Genomic DNA, 20,832 nt, shown 5'->3' with positions numbered 1-20,832 from the left:
AATCGTTTTTAAGGGGAGGTTTTATTTTGACTTTTCTACTTAAAGGGAGAGATTGCAGTGAATAAGTTGGTGGTTTTAAAATTTGGTAAAGGGAGCTTTGAAACTGGGTTTCCGATCGCACTTGAGATTGGTGAGGAAAACAGCCGTCCTCAAACTGAGGTGACAGGTGAACTTCCACCAAACATAGAATTGCCGCTAAATTTTAATCGTTGGCAAGCAATTTATCGTAGCCTGGATTTTTCTTCAGCTCGTCCCATTGGGTTATCAAAACCAAGGACACAATCTTTGAGTATTTCTGAGTGTTTGCAAGCAGCACAAGATTTACGCGATCGCCTTAACTGCTGGCTCCAATCAGAGGTCTTTCGTCCTATACGGGAGAAATGGCTGGAGAAACTTCTGCCTTCAGACAAAATTCGCGTGATTTTACAGACTCAGGACTATCAACTTCAAAAACTTCCTTGGCATCTTTGGGAACTCGTAGAGCGCTATCCAAACGCAGAAATTGCTGTAAGTACCCCTTCCTATGAAAAAGTTAGTCTGACCTCAACACCGAGTGGAACCGTTAAAATCTTAGCTTTATTGGGTGACAGTAGTGGAATTAATGTGATAGCAGATCGCGAGCTGCTAGAGCAACTACCTGATGCAAAAGTTCACTTTCTTGTAGAGCCTGCTCGTGAAGACTTAACAAATAATCTCTGGCAGCAAAATTGGGATATTCTTTTTTTTGCAGGACACAGTTCAACCCAAAGTTCCGGGGATACAGGTCTAATTTACATTAACCAAACTGAGAGTTTGACGATTAGTCAGTTAAAGTATGCTTTGAGGCAGGCAGTGAAACGAGGCTTAAAGTTAGCAATTTTCAACTCCTGCGATGGCTTGGGGTTGGCACGAGAATTCGCTCCTTTGCAAATTCCACAGTTGATTGTCATGCGCGAACCCGTACCAGATGTCGTGGCGCAGACATTTCTCAAACATTTCTTACAGGCATATGCGGGAGGTAAATCGCTTTATCTGGCAGTTCGGGAGGCAAGGGAACGGATGCAAGGGCTAGAGGGGCAATTTCCTTGTGCAACTTGGCTACCTGTTATTTATCAAAATCCAGCAGAAGTGCCACCTAGTTGGCGGGAGTTGATAGAGCAGCAAGAAGATGCGGACAGGCTTGAAAGCACCCAGACAAGAAATGACTCGGTATCCCCGTCGTCACGAATCGCCTCGAAGTTGGGATTAAGAGTTCCCTATGTCTTTGCGTCCTCTTTATTCTACGCCCAAACTCAAAACTTAAAACGTCATATTCTTCGGGTTATTGTCATAAGTGTGGCGATCGCCAGTTTACTGGTTAGCGTGCGCTATCTGGGAATGCTTCAGCCATTGGAGTTACAAGCATTCGATAGATTGCTAAGACTCCGCCCTTCTGAAAACCCCGACACTCGCTTATTAGTTGTAAAGATTACTGAAGAAGATGTACAATCACAGCCCCAAGAGGAACGCCGAGGTTCTCTAAGTGATGGATCGCTCTTGAAATTGCTAGCAAAATTAGAGGCATACGAACCACGCGTCATCGGATTGGATATCTACCGAGATTATGCAGTGAGGCGAAACTTACCAGAACTTGCAGCTAGAATGCAGAAGAGCGATCGCTTGGTAGCAGTCTGTCGAGTTAGCGATACTCACTCCGATCGACCGGGAATCTCACCGCCCCCAGAGGTACCGCAAGATCGCTTGGGCTTTAGTGACTTAGCAGTCGATCCCGATGGCGTTGTCCGTCGCCATCTCCTATCATTAACGCCACCGCCCTCATCCCCCTGTACTGCTAACTACGCCTTCAGCGTACAGCTAGCACTGCGGTACTTGGCTACTCAGAATATTGCACTAAAATTTACGACCAATGGGGGTTGGCAATTGGGTAAAACCGCTTTTAGACCACTAGAAGCCCATACGAGTGGATATCAAGGCATTGATGCTTCAGGCTACCAAATTTTGTTGAACTACCGCTCCAGCGATTCACTACAGAAGTCTGTGCCACAAGTGACACTGGCAGAGGTACTCGCAGGTAAAGTCAATGCCAGCGCAGTCAAAGACCGAATTGTTCTTATAGGTACAACTGCTGAAAGCTTCCAAGATTCCTCATTCACACCTTATAGAACAGCCGATGGGGGGATACAAAAAATACCGGGCGTTATCCTGCAAGCACAGACGATCGGTCAATTGCTAAGTGCAGCCCTTGAAGGACGTGTGCTTCTGTGGGCTTTGCCTCTATGGCAGGAAACAATGTGGATTTGGGGATGGTCATTAATAGGTAGTTTACTAGCGTACTCTATCCGAAAACTACCCTATTTAGGAATTGCCACGGGGCTTGCCATTATTTGTCTCTATGGGGCTTGCCTTGTCTGTTTAATTCAGTGGGGTGTTTGGATACCACTTGTTCCCTCTGCTATTGCCCTCGGGAGTACTAGCATCATCACTGCCCACATGAGAAGACACTTGAAGTAATTAATTAGGTGAAAAACCAATGTTACTAAACACGGCTTAGGAGTGACAAATGAAACCGTTTTTTCAGAAACTGACGTCAGTAACAACATTTACCTTAGTTCTAATCAGTTACCTCAGCAGCCCGATAGCACTTGAGGCAAAATCAGCGCCCATTCGCTTCAACCCACCCCCGCCACCACCCGATCGCGGCGCACCAGGGAACCGAGGGGAAGGAGCCTCACGGGGAGAGTGTGTGGCAACTGATGTACCTTTAACTGCTCTGGTGCCAAGCTATGAACAACGGTTAAACCAGGATGGAGGAGAAAGGATCACCCAAGTTTGGGGTTTAACCAGTTTAGAACAGCCCAGCTTTTGGTTCTACGTTCCTTACAAAAAATCATTTATTCAAGCAATTGAGTTTGTTTTACAAAATAAAAGTAATAAAACAATTTACCGCACAAATGTCTCAATACCATCAACTCCCGGAATTATCCGGGTGCCCCTCAAAGATACTCCAGTTTCCTTAGAGACAGACAAGGGCTATCACTGGTTTTTCAAAGTTAGGGTTGCATGTAACCCCAAACAAACAGAGACCTTAGATTATGTCGAAGGCTGGATACAGCGAGTCAATCTAGATACAGCCTCAAGAGTGGGGCTCAAAGAAGCTTCCCCCTACCAACAAGCAGAAATTTATGCTCTTAAAGGCATTTGGTATGATACAATTACAATTTTGGCTGAACTCCGCCTTGCAAGTCCCCAAGATTCAGCGTTAGTTGAAGAGTGGAAGAACCTACTAAAATTGGTTGGGCTAGAAAAAGTGTCTGTACAACCGCTTGTTCAATCAACAAGATAGTCTGTAGAGACGCGGAATTTCGCGTCTTTACCGTGTCTTAAATCAAACATTGTCTCCCGGACGCCATCCACCGAGGAATGCTGCAACACCCAATGCAGCAAAGGCAACGGCACCCCATTTTAGAGGTGGATTCATATCCAACCAATCTAAGAAAGTTGGAATTACCAATTGGTCAAAGTCTCCCTTAACTCGGTCATATTCAGGTACCGGACCATAGAGGTTATCAGGTGCATCTTCTGACTTTGGTTCGTTAGTGCGCTGTCCGATAAAACCAATCTGCAGTAGTATATAATCGACAAGTTCTGGTGAAAGGCGCTGCAGGAAATCCAAGACTCTACCAACATCTCCAGTGATAAAATCACGAGTGGGATGTTCGGCGGTGTAGAGAATGGCATCGGAAACAATGCTGGGCTGGTAATATGGCGGTATCCCTGTAGGTTTAACTCCTAGCTTAGTACGAACTTTGTTGTAATAAGGGGTGTTAATGACTGCAGGTTTTATTGATGTGACGCTAATGGGCAATCCTTCGTGTTGCAATTCAACACGCAGGGATTCTAAGAAGCCTTCAACCCCATGCTTGGCAGAGGAATAGGGGCTTTGTAGTGGTAGACTGCGTACACCTTCCATTGAGGAAATATGAATTAATGCTCCTCGTCCCTCTTGTTTGAGATAAGGTAATGCTGCCATTGCACCATAGACTTGTCCCATCAAGCTAACATCTATGACGCGTTGAAACTCCTCTGGTGTGATTTGGTCGAAGCGAGCAAGTACACCTGTAGCTGCTGTATGCACCCAGGTATCCAGTCTTCCATATAATGCTACGGTTTGGGATGCGATCGCTTTGACTTGTTCAAAATCACTTACATCTGCAACAATATATGCTGCCGTGCCTCCAAAGCGTTCTATTTGGGATACCAAACACTTTAGCCCTGATTCGCTGCGTGCAGCAACCATGACCTTAGCACCGCGTTGGGCAAACTTAACTGCTGTTTCGCGCCCAATTCCACTGGAAGCACCAACAACAGCAACAACTTGTTGATTAATAGGTTTTAATTGCATAATTATTACCCTTAGCCTCTCCCTCTATGTAAAGCTTTGTAAAGCCTTGATTCATCTTTCGCTAGGGTGACTGAAGAGAGGAAATTGGAAGTAGCACTTATACCTAATTTATTATATTATGTTATTTATTATACTTAATTTTTACAGATTCAGTATGTAAAGCAAAGGAGGGCATTACCCACCCATCCAAACACAATCAACAACAAGCACTATCAAAGCAATGAACACAGAATATATTACCAAAACGGATCTGAAAATAACTCGCGGATGGACAGATGCAGCCATCAAAAAGTTTCTTGGTAAGGAGGATAAGAACACGAGAAATCCCCTCTACCGTCAGGCAGCACCAGTTTGTTTATATTTACTAACACGCGTTTTAGAAGCAGAATCCAGTCAGGAATTCGAGCAGTGGAAAATCCTTTCGTCCAAGCGTAGAGAAGCAGCTAGAAAAGGTGCTCAAACTCGTCTAGAAAGAGAAGAAGAAAGACGAATTGAAGCACATATAAGAGATTTAGAAATTCAGAAGCAGCAGCAATTATTTAGGGAGGCACTATCCGCAGTTCGGCTAAATATTAAACCTTTACCTCATAAAGAGCTAGTGGCGATCGCTTGCGACCAATGGAACAAAAATCCTCCTGAAATCATGAGGTCAACTGTTACCGCCAGAACTGAAATCCTGGAATTCTCAGTCATTATTGAACGCATGGATGGTTTTGGCAAAAAAAGAATACCTTCACTCGTTAACAAAGCTCACGGCTGTCTCGCTAAATATTACCAAAGACAAGATAGTGGCGATATCGAAGAATTGAGAAAGAGCATTAACGCACTTTATTCCCTCTGCCGTGAATGTCGCAAGCTATTCAGCAATGTTGGCTCTCGTTATTCAATTCTCAAGCACGCACTACAATTGAATAAGTTAAACCACTTCAATCAAAACACCAACGTCGAGGACTTGTGCAACTGGTTGACTAATTTTGTAGACGTGATTCAAGAAGGTATAGAGGAATTAGTTATTGAAGGAAGCGCTAAAATAATAAGAATTCAAGATTTAATAAATACACAAATTCTTAAGATTCACGAGGTTGAATTAAATGCTTGCCAGGAAGAATTGAATACGATATTGGAACATTTTCAAGAGTGGGTTCCATCTGCCGATGTTCGAGCCAATCGGCGCTATCAGGAGTTGATAGAAGAAAAATATCCCCAATTCTCTTATTAAGTAAGTCGCTGTGAATAAACATAACTTGGTGTTAGGGCTGATAGTGGTTAGTAGTTACACCGACTTTAAGGCTCTTAACAGAAGTTTACATAGCTATACCGACGTATCTCGCTTTTTAAGCTTGACATTGGATGGCAAGGGGTTTTTCTTCCTCCCTGGCAAAAGTCTAGTACTTAGCCGGATGAGTAACTTTTGATACAAAAGTTTACAACTACAGGGCTGCTAGCCTATACCGTAACGCCAGTTTGGTGTAGGAGTATGTCACTCGCGTTACTCCTGATGTTGATCGCTCTGGCAATCTCAAGCAAGACTCACCGAACGGCAAAAGTTGCCTATCGGTAGAGAAGGAATAAGAGCAAGACTCACCGAACGGCAAAAGTTGCCTATCGGTGGAGAAAGAATAAGAGCAAGACTCACCGAACGGCAAAAGTTGCCTATCGGTGGAGAAAGAATAAGAGCAAGACTCACCGAACGGCAGGAACACCGCACCGTTGAAGGCAGCAATAGGCGCTGTCAGGGCGAGGGAGTCGATGAGTGTTCTCATACCTTGGGGCGGACGCCCACTTGTAATTGTGAAAATGATGTCCGCTGCGTGCAACTGACTTACCGCATTTCGAGCACGCTCGGTGAGTACCTTCTGTTTGGTCACTAGTGTACCGTCTACATCGGCAACCAGCAGGGAAAGTTTAGGTGGTATTGTTTGGGTATTGTTGTTCAATATTGTAGTCATATGGAGACAACCTTTAGCTGTAAACGCTTTCTATATCTACCAGAGTCATGGAGCGATCGTCCGCCACTGCCGACCGTCGCGCTCTAGTAAGTCAAAAGCTTCTTTTGGACCCCAGGTACCTGCTGCATAGTTGGGGAAACTACGAGGGGGTAAGGCTCTCCACACATCTAAAATGGGTGTTACCACACTCCAGCCAATTTCAACGTTGTCAGCACGTTGGAATAAAGTGGCGTCGCCAATCATGCAGTCGTAAAGCAGCGTTTCATAACCAGTACTCGGCTGGGTGCCAAAGTAGTCAGCGTATTCAAAATCCATCTGCACCGCGCCCATGCGTACAGTAGGACCCGGCACTTTAGCGCCAAACTGCAAGCTGATGCCCTCGTCGGGTTGGATGCGTAAAATCAGAAAATTTGGTGTCAGTTGCTCGACGGGTGTCTGACGGAACAGTAAGAACGGGACGTGCTTGAACTGGATGGCGATTTCAGTCACGCGACTGGGTAAAGATTTGCCAGTTCGCAGATAAAATGGCACACCAGCCCAACGCCAGTTGTCAAGCATCAACTTGAGTGCTACAAAGGTTTCGGTCCCGGAGTTTGGATCGACGCGAGGCTCAGTGCGGTAAGCAGGCACCGGGGAACCTTTTACAGTGCCCGCACCATACTGTCCCCGTACAGTCTGGGTAAGAACTTCTTCTGGGCTAAGCGGTTGGATTGCTCGCAGCAGTTTAGATTTCTCATCCCGCACTGCATCGGCTTCAAACGAAAGCGGTGGTTCCATTGCCATCAGCGCCAGCAACTGGAACATATGGTTTTGCACCATGTCTCGCAACGCACCTGCTCCTTCGTAATAGCCGCCTCTGCCCTCTACACCAACACTCTCGGCGACCGTAATCTGCACGTGGTCAATGTAACGCCGATTCCAGACTGGCTCAAATAAGCCATTACCGAATCGAAAGACCAAGATGTTCTGCACCGTTTCTTTACCAAGGTAGTGATCGATGCGGTAAATCTGGCTTTCTGCAAGCACGCTACTGATATTTTTATTAAGAGCGCGAGCCGAATCATAATCATGCCCAAAGGGTTTCTCAATGACCACTCGCCGCCAACTTTCATCTTCACGAGTTAACCCAGCAGTTCCAAGTTGCCACATAATATCGTTGAAGAAGTTAGGCGCTGTTGCTAGATAGTACAGGTAATTGCCGCCTGTACCGCATTCTCGATCCACAGTCGCCAGTAGATCCCGCAACTGCTCGTAAGTGCTGGGGTCTTGAAACTCACCCGACAAATAGTAAAGCCGCTTTTCAAATGAATCCCAAAGGTTGGTATCAACTGAGATGGTCGCAAATTCATGAATGTCCCGACTCATTTTCTGGCGAAAGTCATCGGTGTTCATTTGAGCGCGAGCCACTCCCACAACAGCAAATTCCTTGGGTAACAAGTTGCTTTGCGCTAAGTTGTAGAGAGCTGGAATCAGTTTGCGTTTAGTTAGATCTCCGGCAGCGCCAAAAATGACTATAACGCAGGAATCGCCAGGTCGATCCAAATGTTTATCAGTCATGTTCATTGTTTTGCCCCGTCATGGCTTTATTTGTCTCAATGCCCAATGCCAACAGGTTTTGCATCTGCCTTTATGCTCGAGCCGTTTTGCTCCTTGTGCCCGCCAAACTTCTGCCGCATTGCTGACAGAACCTTCTCGGCAAAAGTGTGCTCCTGTCGAGAACGGAAGCGCGTGTAGAGTGACGCCGACAGCACATCTGCAGGCACGGCTGACTCTATTGCTGCTATAATTGTCCAGCGCCCTTCGCCAGAGTCCTGCACAAAACCTGTATAATTATCAAGAGTTGGGTTTTCCACCAAGGCCATTGCGGCTAGGTCTAGTAGCCATGAGCCCACAACACTGCCTCGACGCCAAACTTCGGCAATGTCTGCTACGTTAAGGTCATAGCGATAATCCTCGGACAGTTCCTGGGAGTTGGCATTGCGGAAGATATCGAAGCCTTCAGCGTAGGCTTGCATCAGGGCATACTCAATGCCGTTGTGAACCATCTTGACAAAATGTCCGGCACCGTTTCGCCCACAGTGCAAGTATCCGACTTCAGCAGTACTGGTGAGTTTTTCGCGCCCTGGTGTGCGAGTGATATCGCCAAGTCCTGGAGCAATAGTCTTGAAAATCGGGTCTAAATGTTCAACACTCTTTTTGTCTCCGCCAATCATTAAGCAGTAGCCTCGTTCCAATCCCCACACTCCACCGCTGGTTCCCACATCTACATAGTTAATGCCCAATTTTTGCAGAGCCTTAGCACGGCGCACATCATCTTTATAATAGGAATTACCGCCGTCAATGATGATGTCACCTGGCTCCATCTTCTGTGCTAGCTCCATGACTATTTGCTCTGTCGCGTCACCGGCTGGCACCATTACCCAAGCTACACGGGGTTTAGTCAATTGATTGACGAAATCATCCAGAGATGTTGTTCCTCGTGCCCCTTCACTTTCTAGCTGCTTCACTTTATCGGGGGTTCGGTTGTATACGACACAGTCGTGACCGTCTCGTAGCAGACGCCTGACTATATTTGCGCCCATGCGTCCTAGACCGCACATACCTATTTGCATATTATTTCTCCTTCAGATTTCTAATTTAAATCAAAACTTGCCCGATCGCTGTTTGTAGTGTTGTTAAACCTGCCTGCACATCCGAGCCTAAATGCACTCGCAAAGCCCGTCTGTCCCGCTCCGCCAATACTTGAAAATCTCCACGTGCTTGAGCCGCTTTGACTACACCAAAACTGTATTTTTGTCCGGGTACGGGTAAATCGACTGTCGAATCGCAAGTAATTTGTAGAAAAACACCTGTATTTGGTCCGCCTTTATAAGCTTGTCCTGTGGAATGTAAAAAGCGAGGACCGAAACCCAAACAAGTTGCTACTCGCTTTGCATCGCGAACAGACTGCCGGATTGCTTGTAATTGCTTTTGGTGCGGATCGTTCATCTCGATATAAGCTAGCAGGGCAAAGTAATCACCAGCTTGGATGCGGCTGAGATGTGCTCGCAAATAACTCACCAGTGAGCGATCGCCAGCTGCTTCAAAGAGTGCTGATGCATTCTTTTGGTCGGTAAACAACTGAATACCGTTTTCTACAAGAATTGGCGTTTCTGCAGGTAATGCACCTTTCTGTTCGTATTCCGAAGTTAGCTGCCGTGTAGCGATTTTGCTCGCTTCCACGTCTGGCTGGTTGAATGCATTGATTCCAATGATTGAGCCAGCAACAGCAGTGGCAATTTCCCAACGGAAAAACTCCTGACCTAATTGGTACGGATTTTGTATCAAAATGCGTACTATAGGGTGCCCTGCCTGTTCTAACGCGTCTATTGCTGCATCCTGCTCCGAATCTGGGGCTGACTCCAGCCTTATATAGACAAACACGCGATCTGCGCTTCGCAGCGGCGCTTCGCTATCGCTGCCATACACGGACGGTTTCCCCAAGGGTTCTAGGTCGATGGGAATTAGACCTTTGCCGTCCTTACCGGTTGACTCGGCCAACAACTGCTCCAACCACGCGCCCAAGTCTGCGATACCGGGGGAGGTAATGAGAGTCACTTTATCCCGACCCTGATTGGCAAGTACCCCTAGAATAGTTCCCAGAACTACACCGGGATTATCTGAGGCTGGAACGGTTGCAGCGCAAGAGTGTACCATTTCCTCAGTATAGTCGAGGAATTTCGCGACATCTACGCCCATAATCGCTGCAGGTACCAAACCGAAATTTGATAATGCCGAGTATCTTCCGCCAATACTGGGTAAGCCAAAGAAAATCTCATGGAAGTTGTCGCCCTCTGCCACCTGGTGTAGTTTCGAGCCAGGGTCAGTGATGGCAATGAAGCGTTTGCCTGCTTCTTCTGCACCCAGAAGTTGCTGTACCCGTTCCCAGAAATACTGCTTAAAGATATTCGGTTCTAAAGTGCCACCCGATTTACTAGACACGATGAACAGGGTGTTAGCCAGGTTTATTTTGCTCTCTATGGATTTGATCTGGTCTGGGTCTGTCGAATCCAGCACGTGTAGTTCGGGGTAGCCTAACACTTTCCCGAAGGTAAGTTTCATCACTTCAGGGCACAGGCTAGAGCCCCCCATTCCTAGTAGTAGTGCGTGCTCAAAACCCGCACTCTTGACCGTTTCAGCAAGCTTTTTTAGGTGGTCAATGTGTGCCAATTGGTCTTCAGTGATACCAAGCCAGCCAAGCCAACGGTTCTCATCCGTACTTGTCCAGAGCGAAGAATCCTGCGCCCATAACCGACGCACCTTACCGTTAACAAGCCAATCCTTAAGGGATTCTTGGACGCTCTTAGCGAGGTGTTCTGGCAGAGAGTAAGTTTGCCGATCTAATTCTGTGCCCAGTACAGCTTCACGCTTTTTCTCCACCACACTTAACAACTTGTCAAATGCTTCAATAAATAGCTGTACCCCCTCTGTTAATAACTTGTCCGTGACATCCTTCATTGAAATGTTAACCCGAGACAGGGTTTCCATGACGTCATGCGCTTCTTCCAGATGCTCGTTCAAGCTAGCACGGGGTTGTCCGCGATCGCGAAACGCTTCAAAGGTTGCTGGAGGAATCGTGTTTACTGTATCCGAACCAATCAGTTCCTCTACGTAAACCACGTCACGGTACAAGGGATTCTTGGTGCTGGTGCTAGCCCACAAGAGCCGCTGCGTTTGTGCTCCCTTATCCGCTAACACTTGCCACTGAGGGGTTTGATAGATTTCCTGGTAACGTTGGTAAGTCAGTTTAGCATTGGCAATAGCAACTTTACCCAAGAGACTACGCAAGGACGCCTGCTCGCTGGCACTGGTAGCTGTTTTGGTGCGGGCGGTAATGAGGGCATCAATGGCACTATCAATGCGGCTGATGAAGAAGCTAGCAACGCTCGCTACCTTACTTACGTCCCCACCTTGTGCTGCAAAGGCTTCTAGACCGTTAATATAAGCATCTGCGACCTGCTCGTAGGTTTTTTGGGAAAATAGCAGCGTGACATTAACATTAATGCCCTCGCTAATTATTTGCCGGATAGCAGGGATACCAGCAAGGGTTGCCGGAACTTTAATCATGACGTTCTCGCGTCCAACAGCTTGCCAAAGTCGCCGTGCCTCCGCGATCGTGCCTTGGGTGTTGTGAGCAAGGTAAGGTGATACTTCCAAGCTGATGTAACCGTCACGCTTTTTCGTTTGCTCATAAACAGGTCGCAAGATATCAGCAGCATCTTGAATATCTTTAATCGCTAATTGTTCATACAGCGACATAGCGTCCATGTCTTTCTGCTGCTCTAGCACAATGAGTGCATCATTGTAGTCGGTGCTACCAGCAATCGCTTTCTCGAAAATGGCAGGGTTAGACGTGACACCACGCAACCCATCCTCATCCACTAAGCGTTGCAGTTCGCCACTGCTAATCAGGTTGCGGCGAATGTAGTCTAGCCAGACAGACTGCCCGTAATTCTGCAGGGTTTGCAAAGGGTTCATGGTTGCGGTTTTAGAAGCATTGATTAACGTTACTTGCATTACAGCTTCTCAACTTGTTTTACCAGTTACGGTGTCTTCCGCAGCAACCGCCTTCCTGGGACTTCGACTTTGGAGTTCCTTTAGAGCCAAAGCACCAAAGATATACATCCAATGCACGAGCTACTGTTGCCGAGCTACTGACCTTCACCTTTGGTTACGGTTTGTTCGATACAGATCGAGGCGGTACTGGGGAAGATAACTCTGTATTAAAGTTTTCACCTTCAAAAACGTTTTGACCAGTTAAAATAGCTAAGTTAAGGACAAACTTAATTTTTTCTGTAAATTTCATCGTAACTGCTTACGGTAACAGATTAGTGCTAAGAGGTCGTGAATCTAAATTGCACATTTTTCTGTACGAATATCCTACAAATTCACCATATGGTTTTAACTGCCACTAGCGAGTCCAAGAAGGCAGCTATGCAGAAAGAAAAATGTAATTATTTATACCAATTTGGTTCTCTGTGCCATCGGCTCATACCATCCCAGTCGGGATAAAGCATCGATCGGCACAGCGCGAACACCAGGATTTTTCCCGATGTTCGCGCTGCGTTTCTATTTTAGAGAAGCGGCTGCCCGTCTCTTACTTAAAAGAACCCGCCTTGCTTTTTGCGTTTATACGAGTCCTCTTAAAGGATGCAGTACACTTTGACCGCACCCCTAATCCTAAAATGTTCAAGCGAGGAAGAACTAGTGTATCCTTGCCCCTGCTCGGTCTGCATTTTTACCCAACTTGAGCTAGTTGTGCTTTGGCAGCTGCAACCACCTTCTGAGGAGTAAAACCAAATTTGCTCTGGAGTTCCTTAAGAGGGGCTGAAGCTCCGAAGGTATGCATACCGATGCGATCGCCGCCCAAACCGACATACTGACTCCAACCAAAGGTGGAGGCTTGTTCAACACAAACTCGGGCGGTAACAGTGGGTGGGATAACACTGTCTCGGTACTCTTGGCTTTGTTGCTCGAACAGCTCCCACGAGGGCATACTAATCACACGAGCCTTAATGCCCTCGCTCACAAGTTGTTCGTAGGCGTTAACACACAAAGAAACTTCGCTACCTGTAGCTATCAATAAAACGTCAGGCTTACCATCCGGAGTATCAGCCAGCACATAAGCTCCTCGTTGGACACCAGACGCAGAACCATATTTAGAACGGTCTAAAGTGGGTAGTGGCTGACGTGTAAGGACAAGAACTGCCGGTGTGTGCTGTAGCTGCATAATTACCCGCCAAGCCTCTACCACCTCATTGGCATCACCAGGGCGCAGGGTAATCAACCCAGGGATAGCTCGCAATGAAGCTAACTGTTCTACAGGCTGGTGTGTCGGTCCATCTTCACCGACCCCTATGGAGTCATGGGTGAAGATGTAGATTGCTGGGATTTCCATTAACGCTGCGAGTCGGATTGGTGGTTTCATGTAATCACTAAAGATTAAGAATCCGGAACCATAAGGACGGACTTTAGCAAGCGCCATTCCATTGAGAATAGATCCCATTGCATGTTCGCGAATGCCGAAGTGGAAATTCCGACCGCCATAATTCTTAGCGGTGAAATCTCCAGCTGTATCAAACGTGAGGCGGGTCTTGGTTGAGGGAGCCAAGTCAGCCGAACCTCCAATCAGCCACGGGACATTCTTGGCGATCGCATTAAGTACTTTTGCCGAGGCGTCACGTCCGGCTAATCCTTTTGCATCTGGAGAGAATGCAGGCAAGTCGCGATCCCAATGTTCGGGTAACTGCCGACGCTGCATCCGATATAACTGCTCAGCTAGTTCTGGATACTGAATTTTGTAGTCACTGAACTTTGCCATCCAGCCATTACGCAGTTCAGATCCGCGTTTACCAATCCCGGATTGAAAATGCTCCCGCACTCCGTCGGGCACCAAAAACTTAGCGTTCTCCGGCCAGTTGTAATTCCGCTTAGTCAACCTGATTTCTTCTTCGCCCAACGGTTCTCCGTGAGCAGCACTACTATCTTGTTTATTCGGCGCACCGTAGGCAATATGGCTATCAACGATGATTAACGTGGGTTTGTCTGAGGTGTTCTTAAAGGTATGAAAAGCCCGCTCTAGCATATCCAAGTCATTGGCATCGCCGACGCGGGTGACGTTCCATCCATAGCTGATGAAGCGAGTGGCTACATCTTCGCTGAAGGCCCAACTCGTGTTACCTTCGATAGTGATTTTGTTGTTGTCATAAATCCAACATAAATTAGAAAGTTTAAGATGACCAGCCAAAGAAGCAGCCTCGCCCGATACCCCTTCCATCATGCAGCCGTCACCGCATAGGGCGTAAACGTCATAATTAAACATTTCAAAGCCGGGGCGATTGAAATACTGGGCCATCCATTGTCCAGCAATGGCCATTCCCACACTTGTAGCAACTCCCTGACCTAAGGGGCCAGTGGTCGTTTCAACGCCAGAAGTCCAACGATACTCAGGGTGACCGGGACACTTACTGTCAAGTTGACGAAAACGCTTGATGTCCTCTAAGGAGACCGACAACTCCCCTAACTGCTCGTATTTGGCATTTACCGCCTTAACTTCGCATAGGTGTAGTAGCGAATACAGCAGCATAGAAGCATGACCGATGGACAGGACAAAGCGATCGCGGTTTGACCAGATCGGGTCATTAGGGTCAAACCGTAAAAATCTCTGCCAGAGGCAATAAGCAATCGGTGCCATAGCCATGGGGGTGCCTGGATGACCGGAGTTTGCCTGTTGAACTGCATCTATAGACAGGGTACGAATGGTATTGATACACAGTTCATCGGTTTGCTTTTGGATATCAATTTGTATTTCAGCAACCACTGCTTTTCCTCCTCTAAGTTCTTGTAGGCTTTAAGTAAAGCAATTAACTATTTCTCAGCCTGATTCATCTCGGAAATTTTAGCTAGCAAAGTGAATCAAGTTTTTATCGCTCCTTTTTGAATAATAAATCTGTCTTTGAATTTTCAATGACTTCTAGCTTCAATTCAATAAATCTAACCTTTTTCATCATTTAATAACAGCTTAATGAATTACGAATTTCCACATTAGCTGTATAAACAAATGATTTAAAGTTATTCCTACAAATTAATAGTTCCCATCATTGGTATTATCAATAATGGCAATTGAAGCCATGATAAGAGACCGAGCATTTTTAAGCAACCAGAATACGAAGGCAAAATCAGCGCAAACATCATCGAGAAAAGTGAGGCCAATTGACTTTGAATTTGTAATAGAGCACAAGAGTATATCAATACCTCTAGACTTGCATAGAGATCGACCTACGAAAAACTTACTTATTCTCTAAGTTCTTTGCAAAGATTTTGAACAAGAGTGATCTTAATAGCATCACGCAGACCAGGTGCGGGTAGGGCATTAGGGCCAACAATATGCTTGAACTGAGCCTCAGCTTTGGCAGATTCTTGGTCAATCAAATCTTGAATGGTATTGCTAACAAGGTTAGTACTGAGCTGAATATACTCGGCAAGTTCATTGGTAGCACGCCCAACTACAGGGTTAATGGAAGAAATGCTTTGTTCGTCAAGGCTTTGTCTTGTGACCTCATATTCACTGTTCGGCAAAAAATGAACCCATGCTACAAGCAAGCAGATCGCCCACACCAGGAAACTCAGCATTACCAGTAGCACCGACTGACGCAATCGTCTATAAGCTCCAGAGATTCTAAGCATGAGGTTACCTCTTTTTAGCTTGGTTAAGCAACTGTATAAATAGCTCATTGAGTAAGTATAGTTTTCACTTTTAAAAAAGTCTTGACCAGTCAATTTCCCTAATTTAAGAACTAACTTATGTTTTGTCATTGTAAATTCCTTCATGATGTATTCAGTAGTGATGCGCTGGTTATATGATAAAACTAATAGGCTATAGTGAGGTTTACATATCTTAATATATCTGCTTTGATTTCCGCCGACTTACTTAGCAGATAAACATAGATAAAGTTGTACTTCATGCGAATGAGCACTTCGATCTTCTGATATAACCTAAGCAGAAGGTTGGGTTGTATCCATATAATAATCTTTTTGTCAACGTGTAAGTCCTGTCTGCAATGCTTTTTCAGCTTATATTTTTTTTAAGAAATATATTTTCATTGAGTGGTAAAAACCTTAAGTTTCTTTTTAAGATATAGATCTTCAATGGACAAGAGCTTTGTTAAATCGGCAGAATCAACGAAGTTTCATAGCGAAAGACTTTGGAACCAAACACCAATGAATAATAACTGTGTCTGATAGCTTGAGCGTTCTTAATACAAACAGTTTAATTAAATGGTATATCTATCTCTTTAGACTACCCTAGCTCTTAAGAAGGATATAACCATCCCTTCACTCAGCAACACAATAAATCAAGCCCAAATGAACTTGGGTAAGCTTGTTTGACAAATGATGAGGTAGCAATGTTAACCAGAAGGCAATTGATAATGGCAAGTGCGGGGTTGGGAACAGCATTTCTCGTTCCTGCGATGTTCAAGGCAAAAAAAACTTATGCTGCCTCACCGCAGATATCAAAATTTACTGAGCCTCTGCCTATCCCGTTCCCGACTGCACCACCTAAGACCTTAAAGATAGCAGCAAGTTCACACTCGTTCCACAGCAACTTAGGGGCAGGACCCACCTGGGGCTATGGTGGGGCTGATTACCTTGGTCCTACGATCGAGGTCACTCGGGGTACGCCACTTCAGCTCAAAGTAATCAACAATCTCGGACCTCACCCGTTGCCCCTCGACACAAGTTTGCATGGGGTGCTGGAATCCGACAAAACTAGCCCGAGGGTATCGTTGCACTTGCACGGTAGCAACACCGAACCACAAAGCGATGGTTACCCAACAGACACCTTCACTCCAGGGCAAAACTACGTATACAACTTCAACAACAATCAGGAAGCGGCAACACTCTGGTACCACGACCATGCACTTGGTATCACTGGTCAGAATGTCATGATTGGACTTGCTGGATTTTATTTACTTAGAGACATTGACGATCCCGCTGGTGGGAATGGACCGCTTGGTATTCCGGCAGGTCCTCCCTATGAAATTCCAATAGTGATACAAGACCGGACATTCAACGACGATGGGTCAATATTCCACCCTGCAAAATGGGAAGTAGAATTTCTTGGTGATGTCGCTACCGTCAACGGTAAAGCTTGGCCAAATCTTAATGTTGACCGCACCTTATACCGATTCCGGATCATTAACGGCTCAAGTTCCCGAACCTACAACCTTAAGCTGTCGTCGAACCAGCCAATCATTCAAATTGGCACTGACGGAGGTCTGCTCAACGCACCAGTTCAGCTTTCCAGGCTGCTGCTATCTTCCGGTGAGCGGGCTGATGTGCTGATCGACTTTTCCAATAATCTACCGGGAGACAAGATCGTTTTAGAAAATGAGGCTATTGCACCGTATCCACATGGTAGAGCTAATACTGTATTAGGTAATTTCTTACTACCCGAAATCATGCAGTTTACGGTAAACCCTGGCGCTGCTTCTCCTAAACCCATTCCCCAGAGATTGCGAGTGCATAAACCACTCATAGCACCGATAGCAAATCCACCAGTGCAACAGCGCTTTATAACCTTGGTAGAGATTCCAAGCCCAACCGGACCACTTGTGGTGCTGCTCAATTACGTATATTGGGATGAGTCTGAGAAATACCCGGAATTGTTTATGGAGCGACCAAAGGTGGACACGGTGGAGCAGTGGAACATCATCAATCTTCAGCCTGTTGCTCACCCAATGCACTTGCACCTGGTATTTTTCCAAATTCTGAATCGGCAAAAGATTGATACGACCCAGTACATGAAAGCTTACCTCGCTACTGGTCCTCGCACGGTACTCACACACCATGCACCAGGTGGACCAACCGTGCCAGCTGGATACCCACCCCCCGACCCCACACCCTTTGCCATCGGTCCTGCAAGACCGCCCGCACCGAACGAGGCTGGGTGGAAGGATACAGTGTTAGTCCAACCAGGTGAGGTGACTCGCCTCATTGTGCCATTTGGTGCTCAAGCGGCAGAAAATTTACCCTTTGGTAACTCCTTCACCGGGCGCTATGTGTGGCACTGCCATATGCTTGAACATGAGGACAACGAAATGATGCTGCCCTTTGAGGTAATACCGTAGCTTTTATTAAAGGCAGGTCAGAATTACACAAACCATTCAACGTTTAGTTTCTACGGTAACTCTCATGACAGAAAATTCCCCTTCACTTCAACTTACCGATCCAGTAACTGAAAGTGAACCCAATAGCTCTTTCATTGCCAGACAATTTCTACCATCTAGTACTACTATAATAAATGGAGAACTTAACAGCGGTGACCTTGACTTTTTCACCCTTTCAGGTCTTGATGCTGGAAGTTTATTTACTCTAGAAATAAATGCAGAGGCAATCGATCCACTTCTGGGGTTACTGGATGATTCTGGTAATACTGTGAAGATAAATCTTGATAGAAGTGAAAAGAGTGTTCTATCCGTACTGACGGGAACAGTACCAGCAAGTGGTAATTTGAATTTCGCAGTGTCTGGCTTGAACGATGATAGACTTACAGGTGACCACTTTGAATCTGGTTCTTATACAGTCTCATTGAAGTCGTTTGCTTTACCCGAACCCTCTGTTAACCCAACGCTCGCCAACGGTGGCTTTGAAACTAATGATTTTACTGGATGGACAACAATAGGTTCTACCAGTATTGAAACGTCAGAGTTTGGCAGCGATCCTCGCGAAGGAACTTTCCAGGCTTTGTTGTCAACTGGCGATGCTACATTTTCTGACGAAGTTATAGAAGCATTCCTAGGGTTAGAACCTGGAAGCTTAGATAACTTTGGCAATGGGGATGCTATTGAAGGTTCCGCTATTCAACAAACATTTACGGCGGAGGCTGGTGACATTTTGACTTTTGATTGGAATTTCCTTACAAATGAGAAAGCACAAGTGTTCCCTTTTAACGATTTTGCCTTCGTTTCAATTAATGCCTTGTCAGAACTAGCTGACACAAGATTGCCATCAACCGTAATTTCCTCGACGACACAGTTTTTTGAAGAGACTGGCTTTCAAACTTTTTCCTTCACAATACCGACTACCGGAACATATATTTTAGGGATTGGAGTTGTAGATGTAGGGGACTCTACTATTGAATCCGGATTATTGATTGACAATTTTCTCATCTCTAGCTCCGAAATTACTCAGTGTTAAATCTATTGGCATTTGACCTTGGAGCAAACACTTCTTATTTTTAAATGCCGACATTGTAACTATGAATGGAATAGGTTTCCTTACCCGTTCAATCACGCAATTTAAAAGTACAATAGCTTAGCTCAACATCACAAAACCTAAAATATGAAAGCCTGGTTTCTTTGACTTTTCTTAACAAAATTTCGATCTTGTTAATCAAAGAAACCGGGTTTTTGGAATTAGTGAATTATTGTTTTAGAGATTAACCAAAACGTCCGCTGATGTACTCTGCGGCTTCCCTCGTTGCAGGAGTATCGAACATTTGCTCTGTAGGGCTAAACTCGATTAATTTTCCTCTACGTTTGTTGTGCTCATCTACTTCGGTGTTGAAGAAAGCCGTCCAGTCAGCAACTCGCGAAGCTTGTTGCATATTATGGGTCACCATGATGATGGTGTAATGCTCTTTGAGTTGAAGGCAAAGTTCTTCAACTTGACGTGTTGAGATTGGATCTAACGCAGAACAGGGTTCATCCATTAATAGCACATCTGGTTTCATTGCGATCGCTCGTGCAATGCAAAGACGTTGTTGTTGTCCTCCAGATAATGCTGTCCCCTTTGATTTCAGCTTGTCTTTGACCTCATCCCAAAGAGCCGCCTGACGCAACGATTGCTCTACCAGTTCATCCATATTTCCTTTGTAACCATTTGTACGTGGTGCAAAGGAGATATTTTCATAGATAGACTTGGGAAACGGATTTGGTCTTTGGAAAACCATTCCCACTTGACGGCGTAACTTTACTGCATTGATTTTGTCATCGTAAATATTTTTACTTCGGTAATGCAGCCTACCCTTAACCTCGGCTCCAGGAATCAAATCATTCATTCGGTTAAAACAGCGCAACAAAGTACTTTTGCCACACCCAGAAGGACCAATAAAAGCTACAATTTGGCGATCGGGGATCTCCATAAAAACTTCTTGAAGAGCCATTAATCCATTATAGAAAACCCTAACGCCTTCGACATTAAACACTGAATTTCCTTGTCGTTCTTGTATTGCGCCAGTAGGTCTGTTTCTTGGATTATTGTAAGTCATTATGTGTGTTCTCCAAATATTTGCAAAACTTTGAAAGATGTTAATGGTTGGTGGTTAGTAGTTGGTAGTTAACCAATAACCAAGAACCACTATCCACTATCCACTAACAATTCTCACCGCAATAATGAGTATTTTTGTCGGATGTAGATTGCTGCGCCATTCAGAATCAAAATGACGAGCATTAAAACAATAATCGTTGCTGCTGCTCCATTGGAAAAACCTGGTTCGGGGCGAGTGATATAGGAGTAAATTTGGATGGGCAATGCCATAAATCTCTGGAACAAACCAGGACTAAATGTTAAGAACCCAACTGCTCCAACTACAATTAGAGATGCTGCATCACCAATGGCACGGGAGACTGAAATAATTACACCCGTGAGAATGCCCGGAACAGCATAAGGTATAACATGATTGCTGACGGTTTGCCACTTTGTGACGCCCAAACCATAAGAAGCGTTTCTGAGAGAATCTGGAACTGCTCTGATAGCCTCTCTAGAAGTCACAATAATAACTGGTAAGGACAGCAAAGATAAAGTGAGTGCCCCAGAAATCAATGCGGGACCAAAACCCATGAGATAATTGAAAACACCCAATCCCAGCAATCCGTAAACGATAGAAGGAACACCTGCGAGATTGGTAATATTAACCTCGATAATCTCTGTCCACCAAGTTTTTGGTGCATATTCTTCGAG

The 20,832-nt window shown here is 45.5% G+C and carries 15 protein-coding genes; 6 read left to right on the top strand and 9 right to left on the bottom strand.

Features of this window, described 5'->3' with window-relative positions:
- Positions 1-57: 57 nt before the first annotated feature.
- Positions 58-2,490: a CHASE2 domain-containing protein gene (locus tag ACYRY3_RS21795; protein WP_460203727.1), complete on the top strand. Its 2,433-nt coding sequence runs from the start codon at positions 58-60 to the stop codon at positions 2,488-2,490.
- Between the two features lie 49 nt (positions 2,491-2,539).
- Complete coding sequence (locus tag ACYRY3_RS21790) at positions 2,540-3,322, top strand: DUF928 domain-containing protein (protein ID WP_460203726.1); 783 nt, start codon at positions 2,540-2,542, stop codon at positions 3,320-3,322.
- A 42-nt stretch (positions 3,323-3,364) separates the two neighbouring features.
- Here the strand turns inward: ACYRY3_RS21790 and ACYRY3_RS21785 are convergent, their stop codons facing one another.
- On the bottom strand, positions 3,365-4,381 hold the full coding sequence (locus ACYRY3_RS21785) for an SDR family oxidoreductase (RefSeq protein ID WP_460203725.1): 1,017 nt from the start codon (positions 4,379-4,381) through the stop codon (positions 3,365-3,367).
- A 220-nt stretch (positions 4,382-4,601) separates the two neighbouring features.
- Between ACYRY3_RS21785 and ACYRY3_RS21780 the strand changes: the two genes are divergently transcribed.
- Entirely contained in the window at positions 4,602-5,600 is a 999-nt protein-coding gene (locus ACYRY3_RS21780; RefSeq protein WP_460203724.1) for a hypothetical protein, read from the top strand.
- A 211-nt stretch (positions 5,601-5,811) separates the two neighbouring features.
- On the opposite strand, the gene ACYRY3_RS21775 is transcribed toward ACYRY3_RS21780, so the two are convergent.
- The 4 genes from ACYRY3_RS21775 to ACYRY3_RS21760 are packed head-to-tail and all read right to left on the bottom strand — an operon-like array spanning position 5,812 to position 11,886.
- On the bottom strand, positions 5,812-6,330 hold the full coding sequence (locus ACYRY3_RS21775) for an HAD-IIB family hydrolase (RefSeq protein ID WP_460203723.1): 519 nt from the start codon (positions 6,328-6,330) through the stop codon (positions 5,812-5,814).
- Between the two features lie 45 nt (positions 6,331-6,375).
- The gene (gene zwf / locus ACYRY3_RS21770; protein ID WP_460203722.1) at positions 6,376-7,887 is read right to left on the bottom strand and encodes a glucose-6-phosphate dehydrogenase; all 1,512 of its coding nucleotides are present in this window, start codon (positions 7,885-7,887) and stop codon (positions 6,376-6,378) included.
- A 35-nt stretch (positions 7,888-7,922) separates the two neighbouring features.
- A complete protein-coding gene (gene gnd, locus ACYRY3_RS21765; protein WP_460203720.1) occupies positions 7,923-8,942 on the bottom strand; it encodes a phosphogluconate dehydrogenase (NAD(+)-dependent, decarboxylating) in 1,020 nt (339 codons plus the stop codon).
- A gap of 25 nt (positions 8,943-8,967) precedes the next feature.
- On the bottom strand, positions 8,968-11,886 hold the full coding sequence (locus ACYRY3_RS21760; RefSeq protein WP_460203719.1) for a bifunctional transaldolase/phosoglucose isomerase: 2,919 nt from the start codon (positions 11,884-11,886) through the stop codon (positions 8,968-8,970).
- A gap of 14 nt (positions 11,887-11,900) precedes the next feature.
- Between ACYRY3_RS21760 and ACYRY3_RS21755 the strand changes: the two genes are divergently transcribed.
- Positions 11,901-12,122: a hypothetical protein gene (locus tag ACYRY3_RS21755; RefSeq protein ID WP_460203718.1), complete on the top strand. Its 222-nt coding sequence runs from the start codon at positions 11,901-11,903 to the stop codon at positions 12,120-12,122.
- Positions 12,123-12,607: 485 nt separating this feature from the next.
- On the opposite strand, the gene tkt is transcribed toward ACYRY3_RS21755, so the two are convergent.
- Positions 12,608-14,689, bottom strand: coding sequence for a transketolase (gene tkt / locus ACYRY3_RS21750; protein ID WP_460203717.1), 2,082 nt, complete (start codon positions 14,687-14,689; stop codon positions 12,608-12,610).
- 473 nt (positions 14,690-15,162) lie between these two features.
- Entirely contained in the window at positions 15,163-15,555 is a 393-nt protein-coding gene (locus ACYRY3_RS21745) for a hypothetical protein (protein WP_460203716.1), read from the bottom strand.
- Between the two features lie 719 nt (positions 15,556-16,274).
- On the opposite strand from ACYRY3_RS21745, the gene ACYRY3_RS21740 reads away from it, so the two are divergent.
- Both ACYRY3_RS21740 and ACYRY3_RS21735 read left to right on the top strand, forming a co-directional pair.
- Positions 16,275-17,999, top strand: coding sequence for a multicopper oxidase family protein (locus tag ACYRY3_RS21740; protein WP_460203715.1), 1,725 nt, complete (start codon positions 16,275-16,277; stop codon positions 17,997-17,999).
- A 64-nt stretch (positions 18,000-18,063) separates the two neighbouring features.
- The gene (locus ACYRY3_RS21735) at positions 18,064-19,068 is read left to right on the top strand and encodes a hypothetical protein (RefSeq protein ID WP_460203714.1); all 1,005 of its coding nucleotides are present in this window, start codon (positions 18,064-18,066) and stop codon (positions 19,066-19,068) included.
- Positions 19,069-19,309: 241 nt separating this feature from the next.
- Here the strand turns inward: ACYRY3_RS21735 and pstB are convergent, their stop codons facing one another.
- Entirely contained in the window at positions 19,310-20,140 is an 831-nt protein-coding gene (gene pstB / locus ACYRY3_RS21730; protein ID WP_460203713.1) for a phosphate ABC transporter ATP-binding protein PstB, read from the bottom strand.
- A 113-nt stretch (positions 20,141-20,253) separates the two neighbouring features.
- Positions 20,254-20,832 (bottom strand): phosphate ABC transporter permease PstA (gene pstA / locus ACYRY3_RS21725; protein WP_460203712.1); only part of this gene is annotated, 579 nt, incomplete at its 5' end.

The organism is Scytonema sp. NUACC21 (assembly GCF_054684315.1).
Note: the sequence above shows the minus strand (reverse complement) of the source record. Positions and strands in the feature narration are given on the sequence as shown.

Coding starts and splice junctions, on each gene's coding strand:
- ACYRY3_RS21790 (WP_460203726.1), top strand. CDS start 2,540: ATGAAACCGTTTTTTCAGAAACTGACGTCAGTAACAACATTTACCTTA.
- ACYRY3_RS21785 (WP_460203725.1), bottom strand. CDS start 4,381: ATGCAATTAAAACCTATTAATCAACAAGTTGTTGCTGTTGTTGGTGCT.
- ACYRY3_RS21780 (WP_460203724.1), top strand. CDS start 4,602: ATGAACACAGAATATATTACCAAAACGGATCTGAAAATAACTCGCGGA.
- ACYRY3_RS21775 (WP_460203723.1), bottom strand. CDS start 6,330: ATGACTACAATATTGAACAACAATACCCAAACAATACCACCTAAACTT.
- zwf (WP_460203722.1), bottom strand. CDS start 7,887: ATGACTGATAAACATTTGGATCGACCTGGCGATTCCTGCGTTATAGTC.
- gnd (WP_460203720.1), bottom strand. CDS start 8,942: ATGCAAATAGGTATGTGCGGTCTAGGACGCATGGGCGCAAATATAGTC.
- ACYRY3_RS21760 (WP_460203719.1), bottom strand. CDS start 11,886: ATGCAAGTAACGTTAATCAATGCTTCTAAAACCGCAACCATGAACCCT.
- ACYRY3_RS21745 (WP_460203716.1), bottom strand. CDS start 15,555: ATGCTTAGAATCTCTGGAGCTTATAGACGATTGCGTCAGTCGGTGCTA.
- ACYRY3_RS21740 (WP_460203715.1), top strand. CDS start 16,275: ATGTTAACCAGAAGGCAATTGATAATGGCAAGTGCGGGGTTGGGAACA.
- ACYRY3_RS21735 (WP_460203714.1), top strand. CDS start 18,064: ATGACAGAAAATTCCCCTTCACTTCAACTTACCGATCCAGTAACTGAA.
- pstB (WP_460203713.1), bottom strand. CDS start 20,140: ATGACTTACAATAATCCAAGAAACAGACCTACTGGCGCAATACAAGAA.